The sequence below is a fragment of the Phaeobacter sp. JH20_08 genome (assembly GCF_048056635.1).
GTDB lineage: Bacteria > Pseudomonadota > Alphaproteobacteria > Rhodobacterales > Rhodobacteraceae > Phaeobacter > Phaeobacter bryozoorum.
Genome location: NZ_JAYMVV010000010.1, coordinates 35,575 through 48,826 on the forward strand (window position 1 = coordinate 35,575; position 13,252 = coordinate 48,826).

Below are 13,252 nucleotides of genomic sequence, written 5' to 3' on the forward strand. Positions count from 1 at the left end.
GGGGCGTTGGGCGCGGATTTCCCAATAAGTTGCGGCAATAGATCTGCCCCAATGTTTCGCACGCGAAACAATGGGTGAGTCCTGCTGACCTTGATCGCGGGCGTCGGCCTAGCCGTGATAGGCCGCAACCGTTTTCAGCTGCGAAAACCCGTAGAGCGCCTCAAAGCCTTTTTCGCGGCCATGGCCCGATTTGCCCACCCCGCCAAAGGGCAGCTCAACCCCGCCACCGGCGCCATAGTTGTTGAGGAAGACCTGACCCGCGCGCAGGCGCTTGGCCAGCCGCATCTGGCGGGCGCCGTCGCGGGTCCAGATGCCCGCAACCAGCCCGTAGTCGGTGCTGTTGGCAATCCTGACCGCCTCTGCTTCATCCTCAAATGGGATCAGCACCTGCACCGGGCCGAATATCTCGTCCTGCGCCAGCGGATGATCCGCCGCAACATCTGCAAACAGGGTTGGGCGCACATAGGCGCCTTTGTCGCTGGCCGCCTCACTCAGCACACCCTGCGCCGCAATCGTGAGGTCGGCGCCCTGCGCCAGATAGCCCTCGACGATCTCTTTCTGCCGGGCGGAAATCAGCGGTCCCAGACGCAGGTCGGACAGGGCCGGCCCCACGGTCAGTCGGCTGTAGGCCTCGGCCATGGCGGCGCGCACCTGATCATAGACGCCCCGTTGCACCAGAATGCGCGAAGCGGCGGAACAGGTCTGGCCTGCGTTCTGGATCCCTGCGTTCACCAGAAACGGCAGGGCGGCCTCGAGATCGGCATCGTCAAACACCAGCTGTGGAGACTTCCCGCCCAGTTCCAGCGTGACCGGCACCACATTGGCCCCTGCCGCCTGTTGCACCAGCGCGCCGGTTCTGACCGACCCGGTAAAGGAGATATGATCAACACCCGGATGTCCCGCCAGCGCCGCGCCAGCCTCGGCGCCGATGCCCGGAACCACGTTCAGCGCGCCTGCGGGCAGCCCGGCCTCCACCGCGATATGGGCAAAGGCGAGCGCGGTCAGGCAGGCTTCCTCGGCGGGTTTCAGGACGCAGGCATTGCCCATTGCCAGCGCGGCACCGACAGAACGGCCGATGATCTGCATCGGGTAGTTCCAGGGTACGATATGACCGGTGACCCCATGGGGTTCGCGCAGGGTGTAGACGGTATAACCGGCCTGATAGGGGATGGTCTCGCCATGCAGTTTGTCCGCCGCGCCGCCGTAGAATTCCAGATACCGCGCCAGCGCCACCGCATCCGCCCGCGCCTGTGTCAGTGGCTTGCCGACGTCCAGTGCCTCCAGCTGGGCGAGGGTCTCGCAGCGCTCCAGCACCATCTGGCCCATCCGGGTCAGAAGCCGCCCGCGTTCGGTGGCGGTCATCTCTCCCCAAACACCATTCAGAGCGGTGCGGGCAGCGGCAACCGCGGCGTCAATGTCGCGGGAGTCACCTCGGGCAATCTGGCAGAGGATATTGCCATCAGACGGGTTCGTGAGGGGAAGCGTTCCGCCCCCGGCAGGGGCCTGCCAGCTGCCACCGATCAGGCAGAGTGCGGGATCAAACCAAAGCGGCGCTGCGTCAGTCATTCTGGGCTCCTGCGATGTGGAAACTGTAACTCTTGATCTGATGCTCGGTAAAAGGCGCGCCTTCACGCAGCTGCTCGACCCCCTTCACGGCGCTGAGACAGGTGCCCCAGAACGCCACCGCATTGGGCGAGCCTGCGGAAATGCCCATCCGCCAATACCCAGGAAATTCGGCAAAGATCAGGCTGGCCGCGGCATGGCCGTACCCCTGCCTGCGATAGGCCGGATCAATGGCAAATTCCGACAGTTCACGGCGATCATCGGGCAGGTTAAGTACGATGGCAAACCCGATGCGGTCCTGCTCCTGGCGGATCCAGAACGCCGTCACATCCTTGCGGTGCAGCATCTGGCCTGCGCGCTCACTGGGGTCGATCCGCAGGTCCGGGGCAATTTCGGAGTAGTAGCGGGTCAGCGCCGCTGCCAGCCGCGCCCGTTCGCGCGGCAGGATCAAGGTCAGTCTAAAGCTCATGCAGCCCCCGTTTTCAGATCGGGTAGCACCGGAGCGGCTGCGATCAGAGATGTCGTATATGGATGTTGCGGATTGGCAAACAGATCTTCTGTCCTGCCGTGTTCGACGATCTGACCCTTTTGCATGACCAGACAGCGGTCGGTCATGCTGCGCACCACATGCAGGTCATGGCTGATGAACAGATAGCTGAGCCCATAGGAAGTGCAGAGCTCTGCCAGAAGGTCAAGGATCTGCGCCCGCACGGAGACATCCAGCGCCGAGACCGCTTCGTCAAACAGGATCAGCTCCGGCCGGGTGATAAGCGCGCGGGCAATGGCGATGCGCTGGCGCTGCCCGCCGGAAAACTGGTGGATATAGCGACCTGCGTCCTCGGGGTTGAGGCCAACGGCACTTAGTGCCTCAGCCACGCGATCGTCCCGGTCTTGCCCACTGGGGGCGTCTGGAACGCCGTGGAAGGGTTCGGTGATCAGCCGTGCGACGCGGTGGCGGGGGTTGAAACTGCCAAAGGGATCCTGAAACACCACCTGCATCTTGCGCCGCTGCTCGGCGCTCAACCCCCTGGGCGACAGCGGGGTACCATCCAGCAGGATCTCGCCGCCTTGCAGAGGTTCCAGCCCCAGAATGGCGCGGGTCAGGGTGGATTTCCCGCAGCCGGATTCGCCCACCAGCCCCAGCCGTTCGCCACGATGCAGGGCAAAGCTGACGTGATCCACCGCGCGCATATGGTCTGCTGGCGCAAACAGGCGTTTGCGTGGCAGGGGATAGTCGCGCACCGCGTCGCGCACCTCCAGAAGGGGGGTGTCCTGCGGGTCGGTATCCACCACCGGGGGCAGGGCGGCCTGATGGTTCGAGGCGGCAAAGAGTTTCTGCGTATAGGGATGACGGCGATTGGCAAGAAGCTGCGTCGTGCTGCCGGTCTCGACCACTTCGCCTTTTCGCATGACGACGATCTGGTCGGCCATATCAGCCACCACCGCGAGATCATGGGTGATGATGATCATCCCCATACCGTAGTCGCGCACCAGATCGCGCAGCAGGTCGAGGATCTGCGCCTGTGTTGTCACATCCAGCGCGGTTGTCGGCTCATCTGCGATCAGCAGCGCCGGCCGCATGGCGATGGCCATGGCGATGACCACGCGCTGGCGCTGGCCACCGGACAGCTCGTGCGGATAGCGGCTGAGCGGGAAGCGTTCGGCGGGCAGGCCCACCCGGTCCAGCAGGCTGCGCGCCTCTGCTTCGGCTTCGGCTTTGGTCACGCTGCTGTGTAGCAGGAGGGTTTCCATCACCTGATCGCCAATGCTCTGCACCGGGTTGAGCGCGGTCATCGGCTCCTGAAATACCATGCCAATCTTGCGCCCGCGCAGATTGCACATCTGCTCTTCGCTCAGCGCCAGCAGGTCCTGGCCCTCAAGGCTCAGATGCCCGGAGAGGCGGGTGCAATTGGGCAGAAGCCGCAGGATGGTCAGCGCGGTCAGGGATTTGCCGGACCCGCTTTCGCCGGTGATGGCTAGGATCTCGCCCGGATCTACCGACAGGGAGACATCACGCAGGATCGGGAAGGTGCCGATGGAGAGCGAGAGGTTGGTGATCTCAAGCAGGGTCACGCGCGACCTCCCTGCAATTTCGGGTCCAGCCAGTCGCGCAGCCCGTCCCCCATCAGGTTGAGGCCCAGAACGGTGAGGATGATCGCGCAGCCCGGCACCAGCGCCATATGGGGGGCGAGGCTGACCATGGTCTGCGCATCGGCCAGCATCCGGCCCCAGCTGGGCACCGGCGGTTGTGCGCCAAGGCCGACGTAGCTGAGCCCCGCCTCGGCCAGAATGCCAAGCGAGAACTGGATGGTGCCCTGCACGATCAGCAGGTTGGCGACATTGGGCAGGATATGTTCGGCTGAAATCCTGGTCGCGCCCTTGCCTGCGACGCGGGCGGCCAGAATGAACTCCCGCTGCCAGAGCGACAGCGCCGCGCCACGGGTGACGCGGGCAAAGACCGGGATGTTGAAAATGCCGATGGCGATGATCGCATTGATCGCACCGGCGCCAAGGACGGCAGTGATCAGGATGGCGATCACCAACGACGGGAAGGCAAAGACCAGATCATTGGCCCGCATGATGCCTTCGTCCAGCCAGGAGCCGCGTTTGGCTGCCGCGGCGAGGCCAAGCGGCACGCCAAGCCCCATGCCGATGCCCACCGCCACCAGTGCCACAGCAATCGAGGTGCGTGCGCCAACCATGATCATCGACAGGATATCGCGGCCAAAGTGATCGGTGCCGAGCCAGTGTATGGCGTTTGGGGCTTGCAGCTTGGCGGGGATGTTCATCGCGGTGTGGTCGTAAGGCGTCCAGATGAACGACAGCAGTGCTGCCAGCAGAACCAGTGCGGACAGGACACCACCAAGGATGAGACTACGGGTCATCGGGGGCCTCGCGTGTCGCGGAGTGGCTTGCGTCCGACCCTGAGTAGGTGCAAAGCGCCCTCCCGGGGGGAGGGTCGGACGCTGCCCGGCTGTGCGGGGCATGTGTGAGACATGTGGTTTGTCATCCGCGCCCCCGCAGTCTTGGGTCGACCAGCGCATAGGTCAGATCGACAAGGAAATTCACCAGGATCACCGCGAAGACCAGAAGCATCACGACGCTTTCCACCACGATCAGATCGCGGGCAGAGATCGCCTGAAACACCAGCCGCCCCAGACCCGGCAGGTAGAACACCTGTTCAATGATGATCGCGCCGGCAAGGAGGAAGGAAAACTGTAACCCGATGATGGTCAGCACCGGGATCAGCGCATTGCGCAGCCCGTGACGCCACAGAGCCTGCCGCTGGCTCAACCCTTTGGCGCGGGCGGTGCGGATGAAATCCTCGCCCAGAATATCCAAGAGAGCCGAGCGCATGACGCGGGCCAGAATAGCCGCCTGCGGTAGGGCCAGCGCAATGGCGGGCAGGGTGAGGGAATGCAGCGCGGCCAGCGGGCCGGCCTCCCAGCCGACAAACCCGCCGGCACTGAACCAGCGCAGATTGATGGCAAACACCAGCACCAGCATCATCGCAAACCAGAAGTTCGGGACAGCGACCCCCAGCTGGGTTGCGCCCATCACGGCAATATCCCCTGATTTGCCCCGGCGCGCGGCGGCATAGATGCCTGCGGGCAAGGCAATCAGTGTCGAGAGTGTCAGCGCATAGACCGCAAGCGGCAGCGAGACCCAGAGCCGATCCGCAACCATCTGGGCTACCGGTGTGCGATAGGTATAGGAGGTGCCGAAATCGCCCTGCAACATGCCGGTGAACCAGCTGATGTAGCGGGCGAATTTCCCCTCGTCCAAGCCCAGTTCGCTGCGCAGGGCAGCGATTGTGTCGGGCTGTGCGTTGATTCCCAGCATGAAGGAGGCCGGATCGCCCGGTGCAATCTCGATGACGAAGAAGATCACCCAAGAGGCGATGACAAGGCTGACGATCAGCGACAGCAGGCGTTTGGCGATATAGCGTCCCATTGGCGGCAGGTTAGGGGGGCGCTGGGCGGGGGTCCAGAGCGGGCGGGCATCGACCTTGATAATTCGTCAAAGGCATTGTTTTCCAGTTGTCTCGCAGGATCGCATTAGGCGAAGGCGTGCGGCTATCGCGCAGCTGTCGCGTCGGTTGCAGATACGGGGTTTGGCGGCGCGCGGTTCCGGGCTATCTCTGGTCGCATGACACCGAGAGCCGCCGCCATTTCACTGTCTGATCCTGCTCGGACAAGGTCCGTTCCAAAGGCGCTGGAGGCGCCGGTTTTTATCGGCTCGGAGATTTACCGTGGTTCCAGCTACGGGCGTGCGCATCCGTTGCGGGTGCCGCGGGTCTCAACGGTGATGGATCTGACACGGGCGCTGGGCTGGCTGCCTGCGGCGCAGTATCAGATCTCTCCCCGGGCAAAGCCTGCCGCCCTTCGGCGCTGGCACAGCGCTGAGTATATCGCGGCGCTTCAGGCTGCCGAGCAGGCGCAGACTGTCAGCGATGAGGTCAAGGCACGCCATCACATCGGCACCATTTCCAACCCGGTGTTCCCCGAGATTTTTCGCAGGCCGGCGACGGCTGCCGGCGGATCTATTCTGGCCGGTGAGCAGCTCGCACATGGTGGGGTGATCTACAATCCGGCCGGTGGCACCCATCACGGGATGCCGGATCGGGCGAATGGGTTCTGTTATCTGAACGACCCGGTGCTGGCGATGCTGTCACTGCGCCATCACGGTGCAGAGCGGATCGCCTATGTCGATATTGATGCCCATCATGCCGATGGGGTCGAGCATGGGTTTGCGGGGGATCCCGATGTGTTGATGATCTCCACCCATGAGGAGAACCTCTGGCCGAAGACTGGTCGGCTGGACGATGACGCAGGCGGAAGCGCGCTGAATCTGCCGGTGCCGCGCGGGTTCAATGACAGCGAGTTGGGCTATGTGCTGGAAGAGCTGATCCTGCCGGCGGTGGCGGATTTCGCGCCTGATGCGGTGGTCCTGCAATGCGGGGCGGATGCGGTCACCGAGGATCCTTTGGCGCATCTGGATCTGTCCAACAACGCGCATTGGTCGGTGGTGGCGGCGCTGCGCCCGCTTGCGCCGCGCTATCTGGTGCTGGGTGGCGGTGGCTATAATCCATGGTCCGTCGGGCGGCTGTGGACCGGGGTCTGGGCTGTGCTGAACGGGCATCAGATCCCCGAGCGTCTGCCACCGGCGGCCGAGGGGGTGCTGCGTGGGCTGGAGTTCAAGGGGCATCGTCTGGGGCGCAACCCGCCGGAGCATTGGTTCACCACGTTGCGCGATGAACCGCGTCCCGGCCCCGTGCGCGATCAGATCCGCGAGGCTGTGACGCTGCTGCGCAGGCGGCGGGGGCTGCGCTGAGGCCTGAGCAAACGGCAACAGCGCCCCGGTCTGGGGCGCTGTTATTCAGTCTCTAACACTGGGGGAATGGTCTATTTTGCCCAGCTGACCGCCGTCAGGTCGGTGGCCTGTGTGGGGGCATTTGCCCAGAGACCTTGCAGATCCGCCTTGGCCACGCTCAGCGATGCCAGCTGGAACAGGAAGCCATTCACATAGTCGTTTGCGATGATCTCCTGCGCCTGTTGCAGCATCTTTGTCCGGGTGTCGGGATCGGTGGTGCCCGAGAGATCCGTCATCAGCTGCTGGAAGGCGGCATTGTCATACTGGAAGTAGTAATCGGGGCGGGCATAGATGCCGATATCCATCGGCTCCGTGTGGCTGACGATGGAGAGGCCAAAGCTTTTGCCCCGGAACACGGTTTCCAGCCACTGCGCCCATTCCACATTGATGATCTCTGCGGTGATGCCGACCTCGGCCAGCTGGGCGGCGATGATTTCCCCGCCCCGGCGCGCATATGAGGGCGGCGGCAGGTGCAGCGTGGTGGTGAAGCCATCGGCCAGACCCGCCTCGGCCAGGAGGGCGCGGGATTTCTCCGGGTCATAGGCGCTGCTGCCGGTCAGATCGACATAGGCGGGGTGATGTGGTGCGAAATGGCTGCCAATCGGCGTGCCGTAGCCGAACATCGCACCATCAATGATGGCCTGGCGATCAATCGCATGGGCGACGGCGGCGCGGACCTTGGGATTGTCGAAGGGCGCCTGTTTGTTGTTGATCGAAAGGATTGTCTCGCCCTCGGTGGAGCCGACAAGCACCTGAAACCGCGGGTCGGCCTCAAACTGAGGCAGGTTTTCCGGCGCGGGGAAACTGGAGAAGGCATCGACATCTTCGGCCATCATCGCCGCAAAGGCCGCCGTGGGGTCGGAGATGAATTTGAAGGTTGCTCCGTCCAGCATGGCGGGCGTGCCCCAGTAATCCGGGTTGCGCACAAGATCTATCCGGTCGCCCTGAACCCAGCCATCAAAGGCAAAGGCCCCGGTGCCGACGGGCATGGTCTTGATGCTCTCGATGCTTTCGGGGGCCACGATGACGGCATCGCCCCATGCAAGGTTGAACAGCATCATACCGTTGGGCTGCGACAGGGTCAGCCTGACGGTGAGCGGATCGACCACATCAACACTGGCGATATCTGCAAACAGCGCTTTCTGGGCATTTGTGCTATCCTCGGCGCGGGCGCGATCAAGGCTGAATTTCACATCCTCGGCGTCCATCGTGGAGCCATCGTGAAAGCGGACGTCCTTGTGCAGAGAGAAGGTGTAGGTCAGCCCATCCTCGGAGATTTCCCAGCTCTCGGCGAGACCGGGTACAACCGAGCCATCGCCCATGAAGCGGGTGAGCCCTTCAAAGACGTTGGAATAGAGCACCTGATCAATGGCCCCGGCGGCAGCGCTGGTGGGGTCCAGATGCGGCGGTTCCAGCTGCAGGGCCACGGTGACGGTCTCTCGCGCCGCAGCCGCCCCCGCCAGAATGGACAGTGCGGAACTGGCAGCAAACAGGAATGGCAATCGTGTCATTGGTGGTCTCTCCCTCTGGGTGGTGGCCGCATTTTGTGACCTTTCGGAAAACTGTTCCGCGTTTTCCGTCAGGTAATCAAGGTTAGCGGGACATTTCGCCCCCTAGAAGCGCGCAGCGTAAATTGCTAGCGGTGCGCAATGCGAACGGAGAGGACAGCATCATGAGTGCAACGGCCCGCAAAATGGCTCCCAATGCCGAGGATATCCGCGCCCGCAAAGGCGGCACCCCGCTGGTGAGCCTCACGGCTTATACCACGCCGATGGCGCAGCTGATGGACGCGCATTGCGATTTTGTGCTGGTCGGCGACAGCGTTGGCATGGTGCTGCACGGTTTGCCCTCGACGCTTGGCGTCACGATGGAGATGATGATCCTGCACGGGCAGGCGGTGGCGCGCGGATTGAAACAGGCGATGATGGTCATCGACATGCCCTTTGCCAGCTATGAGGAAGGTCCGCAGCAGGCGTTTCGCAATGCCGCAAGGCTGATGGCTGAAACCGGCGCCGGGGCGGTCAAGCTGGAGGGCGGTGTCGAGATGGCCGAGACCATCCGCTTTCTCGTGAAGCGCGGCATCCCGGTGATGGCGCATATCGGCCTCACGCCGCAGTCGATCAACACGCTGGGGGGCTACAAGGTGCAGGGCCGCGACGCGCAGGCCGATGCCGTGCTGGCGGATGCTCATGCGGTGGCGGATGCAGGCGCGTTTTCCGTGGTGCTGGAAAAGGTGCCGCAGGGGCTGGCCGATCGGATCACCGCTGAGGTGGCGATTCCGACCATCGGTATCGGGGCCAGTGCCGGCTGTGACGGTCAGATTCTGGTTGTCGATGACATGCTGGGATTCTTTACCGCCTTTAAGCCGAAATTCGTGAAACGTTATGCCGATCTCGGCCCCTTGGCAGAGGCGGCGATTTCCGAGTATGCAGCCGAGGTGCGCGCGCGGAGCTTCCCGGCGGCTGAACATGTATTTGCAGACCAGGCCCCGGCACCGACGACGGCGGCACCGGCCAAGGCCCCGCAAAAGGACTGATCCCATCATGACTGCTCCGATCCTGCGCCGCCTGAGCGAATTGCGTGCGCTGCATTCCGACTGGCGCCGCGAGGGCGCGCGTATCGGCCTGGTGCCCACCATGGGGGCGCTGCACGACGGCCATCTGTCACTGGTGGCAGCGGCCAAGGCAGCTTGTGACCGGGTGATCGTCACCATTTTCGTGAACCCCAAACAGTTCAACAATGCCGAGGATCTGGCCAAATATCCGCGCACTGAACTGACCGACGCGGAGAAACTGGCGCCCTACGGGGTCGATGCCATCTATGTGCCCGACCCGGATCAGATCTACCCCGAAGGCTATGCGACCACGGTGTCGGTGGCGGGGCTGACCGATGTGCTGGAGGGCGAGTTTCGTCCGGGTCATTTTGACGGGGTGGCGACGGTCGTGGCGAAGCTGTTCCTGCAAAGCGGCGCCGATCAGGCATTTTTCGGCGAGAAGGATTATCAGCAGCTGATGGTGGTCACCCGTATGGCGCGGGATCTGGATATTCCGATCACCGTGCAGGGCTGTGCCACGGTGCGCGAAGCCTCCGGGCTGGCGATGTCCTCGCGCAATATGCGCCTGTCAGCCGAGGCGCTGGGCAAGGCGGGGCAGCTTTATCCGGTGCTTAGCGACCTGGCCGGGCAGCTGCGCGGTGGGGCCGAGTTTGGTGCGCTTGTCGAGAGCGCGCGTGCGCGACTGGCCGCGGCCGGTTTTGGCGAGATCGAATATCTGGACCTGCGCTGTGCCGAGACGCTGGCCCCACTTGTCCGCCCCGACCGCCCGGCCCGGCTGCTGGCGGCTGCCTGGCTGGATGGCATCCGGTTGATCGACAATATCGCGGTTGATCAACTAAATGATTAGTAGGGGCTGGTAGCGGTCGCAGTTTTACGTCTAATCTCTGCTCCAAACGACCCAGGGGAGGGGCAAGATGACGTATATTCTGGCGATTGATCAGGGCACGACCTCGACCAGAGCGATCCTGTTCGATGATAAGATGCAGGCGGTGGGATCCGCGCAGCAGGAATTCCCGCAGCATTTTCCGCAGGCCGGCTGGGTCGAGCATGACCCGGAGGATCTGTGGAGCACGACGCTGGATGTCTGTCGGCAGGTGATGCAGGCGCAGGACGTCAAGGCGGCGGATATTGCCGGCATCGGTATCACCAACCAGCGCGAAACCACGGTGGTCTGGGATCGCCACAGCGGCAAGGCGGTCCACAATGCCATTGTCTGGCAGGACCGCCGCACCAGCGCCATCTGCGAAGAGCTGCGCGCCGCGGGCCACGAGGACAGCGTGCGCCAGAAAACCGGGCTGCTGCTGGATCCCTATTTCTCGGGCACCAAGCTGAAGTGGATTCTGGACACTGTTCCAGATGCCCGCGCCCGGGCCGAGGCGGGAGATCTGCTGTTTGGCACTGTCGACAGCTTTCTGATCTGGCGGCTGACCGGTGGCGCCTCCCATGTGACCGATGCGACCAATGCGGCGCGGACGCTGATGTATGATATCCGCAAGGGGCGCTGGAGCAGCGAGATCTGCGGCTTTCTCGGGGTGCCGCGCGGGATGTTGCCGGAGGTCAAGGATTGTGCCGCAGATTTCGGCACCACCAAGGCAGAGTTCCTGGGCGGCGAGATCGCCATTCTGGGGGTTGCCGGCGATCAGCAGGCGGCCACCATCGGGCAGGCCTGTTTCCAGCCGGGGATGATGAAATCGACCTATGGCACGGGCTGTTTTGCGCTGCTGAACACCGGTGATACGCCAGTTGTGTCGCAGAACCGGATGCTGACCACCATTGCCTATCAGCTGGACGGCGCGCCGACCTATGCGCTGGAGGGGTCCATTTTCATCGCCGGTGCGGCGGTGCAATGGCTGCGCGACGGTCTGGGCATTATCGGCTCGGCCCAGGAGAGCGGTGCCCTGGCGCGCAATGCCGATCCCGGTCAGGACGTCATTCTGGTGCCGGCCTTTACCGGGCTTGGTGCGCCTTATTGGAAACCCGATTGCCGGGGCGGGATGTTTGGTCTGACCCGCAGCTCGGGGCCTGCGGAATTTGCCCGCGCGGCGTTGCAGAGCGTGGCCTATCAGACCCGTGACCTCTGGGAGGCGATGCGGGCGGATTGGCAAGGCGAGAGTCTGGTCACCCTGCGGGTGGATGGCGGCATGAGTGCCAGCAACTGGACCATGCAGAGCCTGGCGGATCTGTTGGGGGCGGCTGTGGATCGGCCGGTGATGCAGGAAACTACCGCGCTTGGGGCCGCCTGGCTGGCGGGGATGCGGGCCGGTGTCTATCCCGATCAGGCCGGGTTTGCCGAGACCTGGGCGCTGGATCAGCAATTCACCCCGGCGATGGATGAAGACCGGCGCAGCGCTGCCTATGGGCGCTGGAAACGCGCGGTTGAGGCAGTGATCGGCGTCTGACATTGCCGCAGGCGGGCGCTCCCGCCTGTTCCGTCACAGTCGTGGACTGTGTCTGCGCAGTTGGGGGTGGCGCCGCGCGATGCGCGGCGCCCGGTCGCCTCAGTTGATGCGGGTGCCTGCGGGTATGGTGCGGGGGCGGGCGTTCAGCTCTTCGATCGAAAACCCGGCGATGGATTTGTATTTCGCGGCATGGGCGGCGAGCTGATCCTGCGGGATCACGTCGTTGATGTCGGTGAACTCCCCGCCGCAGAGATCCTCGACCTGTTGCAACACGCCGTCGGGGCCTCCCCCTGCGCGGTTGGCCATGCCAACGGCGGTGGTGACGGGACGCAGGGCGTTTTCGTAGCGGGTGAGGGCCTCAGGTGTTGCGCCATGGGTCAGCATCTGGGCGCCAATCACGCGGGCGTCGACAATGGCCTGGCTGGCGCCGTTAGACCCGACCGGATAGGTCGGATGTGCGGCGTCGCCCATCAGGCTGACCGGACCATCCTGCCAGCATGGTAGCGGGTCGCGGTCCACCATTGGATATTCATAGACGGTTTCGGCTCCGGTGATCAGCGCGGGCACGTCGATCCAGTCAAAGCGCCAATCGGCAAAATCCGGCAGAACGTCATCTATGTCGGCAGCGCGGTTCCAGCTTTCCTTGTTCCGGGGCACACCGGGATCGAATTGTTTCTCTGCGATCCAGTTGATTACCGCCTTGCCGTCGGCGTCGGGCGCGCTGATCGGATAGGCCACCAGCCGCAGGTGGTTATGGCCGATCATTGCCATGGCCGCGCCGCCGTGGAAGGCCGGGGCCTGTGTGGTGGCGCGCCACAGGATGCGACCGTTCCAGATCGGTGCGCCCTCACCCGGATACATCTGCGCGCGGATGGCGGAATGGATGCCGTCGGCGCCGATCAGGAGATTGCCCTGCGCGCCGCGCCCGCCGTCCAGATGCAGGGTGACGCCGAGATCTGTGAGCTCATATCCCGCCGCCCGCGCGCCGGTGGTGAGGACGCTGTCGCCCGCGCGGGCGAGGAGCGCGTGATAGAGCATCATCTGCAAGGCGCCGCGATGGACGGAAAACTGCGGCCAGCTGTAGCCCGCCGCCTGGCCGCGCGGCTCCTCCCAGATGGTGTTGCCCAGTTTGGAATAAAATCCCAGCTGCCGTGTGCGGACGCCGATGGCGGAGAGCTCGGCCTCCAGCCCCAGATCGAAGAGCTCGCGCACCGCATTGGGTTGCAGATTGATGCCGACGCCCATCGGTTTCAGCGTTTCGGTGGCCTCGTAGATGTGGAAGGGCACACCCAGCTCGTGCAGGGTGAGGCCAAGTGTGAGCCCCGCGATCCCGGCCCCCGCAATCATCACTGTCATCTGGCCT

11 protein-coding genes are annotated in these 13,252 nt (G+C 63.9%); 4 read left to right on the plus strand and 7 right to left on the minus strand.

Annotated elements, in window-relative coordinates; translation table 11 throughout:
- Positions 1-108 precede the first annotated feature (108 nt).
- The 5 genes from VWY75_RS09550 to VWY75_RS09570 form a co-directional block, all read right to left on the minus strand.
- Positions 109-1,566 (minus strand): aldehyde dehydrogenase family protein, encoded by a 1,458-nt coding sequence (locus VWY75_RS09550; RefSeq protein ID WP_416537625.1) that lies wholly within the window; start codon positions 1,564-1,566, stop codon positions 109-111.
- Positions 1,559-2,032 (minus strand): GNAT family N-acetyltransferase, encoded by a 474-nt coding sequence (locus tag VWY75_RS09555; RefSeq protein WP_260078801.1) that lies wholly within the window; start codon positions 2,030-2,032, stop codon positions 1,559-1,561. The genes VWY75_RS09550 and VWY75_RS09555 overlap by 8 nt, the downstream gene beginning before the upstream one ends.
- Positions 2,029-3,636 carry an ABC transporter ATP-binding protein gene (locus tag VWY75_RS09560; RefSeq protein WP_416534273.1) on the minus strand — a complete coding sequence of 536 codons (1,608 nt, stop codon included), beginning with the start codon at positions 3,634-3,636 and terminating at the stop codon, positions 2,029-2,031. The genes VWY75_RS09555 and VWY75_RS09560 overlap by 4 nt, the downstream gene beginning before the upstream one ends.
- Positions 3,633-4,448, minus strand: coding sequence for an ABC transporter permease (locus tag VWY75_RS09565; RefSeq protein WP_416537626.1), 816 nt, complete (start codon positions 4,446-4,448; stop codon positions 3,633-3,635). The genes VWY75_RS09560 and VWY75_RS09565 overlap by 4 nt, the downstream gene beginning before the upstream one ends.
- Positions 4,449-4,569: 121 nt before the next feature.
- Entirely contained in the window at positions 4,570-5,517 is a 948-nt protein-coding gene (locus VWY75_RS09570; RefSeq protein WP_416537627.1) for an ABC transporter permease, read from the minus strand.
- Positions 5,518-5,712: 195 nt separating this feature from the next.
- Here VWY75_RS09570 and VWY75_RS09575 point away from each other — a divergent pair, with 195 nt between their 5' ends.
- Positions 5,713-6,897, plus strand: a complete 1,185-nt coding sequence (locus VWY75_RS09575; RefSeq protein ID WP_416537628.1) for an acetoin utilization protein AcuC — start codon at positions 5,713-5,715, stop codon at positions 6,895-6,897.
- A gap of 71 nt (positions 6,898-6,968) precedes the next feature.
- Here the strand turns inward: VWY75_RS09575 and VWY75_RS09580 are convergent, their stop codons facing one another.
- A complete protein-coding gene (locus VWY75_RS09580) occupies positions 6,969-8,447 on the minus strand; it encodes an ABC transporter substrate-binding protein (RefSeq protein ID WP_416537629.1) in 1,479 nt (492 codons plus the stop codon).
- A gap of 161 nt (positions 8,448-8,608) precedes the next feature.
- On the opposite strand from VWY75_RS09580, the gene panB reads away from it, so the two are divergent.
- The 3 genes from panB (at position 8,609) to glpK (ending at position 11,889) form a co-directional block, all read left to right on the plus strand.
- A complete protein-coding gene (gene panB / locus VWY75_RS09585) occupies positions 8,609-9,472 on the plus strand; it encodes a 3-methyl-2-oxobutanoate hydroxymethyltransferase (RefSeq protein WP_416537630.1) in 864 nt (287 codons plus the stop codon).
- 7 nt (positions 9,473-9,479) lie between these two features.
- A complete protein-coding gene (gene panC / locus VWY75_RS09590; RefSeq protein WP_416534278.1) occupies positions 9,480-10,337 on the plus strand; it encodes a pantoate--beta-alanine ligase in 858 nt (285 codons plus the stop codon).
- Positions 10,338-10,404: 67 nt separating this feature from the next.
- On the plus strand, positions 10,405-11,889 hold the full coding sequence (gene glpK, locus VWY75_RS09595) for a glycerol kinase GlpK (protein WP_340546391.1): 1,485 nt from the start codon (positions 10,405-10,407) through the stop codon (positions 11,887-11,889).
- A 99-nt stretch (positions 11,890-11,988) separates the two neighbouring features.
- On the opposite strand, the gene VWY75_RS09600 is transcribed toward glpK, so the two are convergent.
- Positions 11,989-13,245, minus strand: coding sequence for a flavin-dependent oxidoreductase (locus VWY75_RS09600; RefSeq protein ID WP_416556072.1), 1,257 nt, complete (start codon positions 13,243-13,245; stop codon positions 11,989-11,991).
- Between the last annotated feature and the right edge of the window lie 7 nt (positions 13,246-13,252).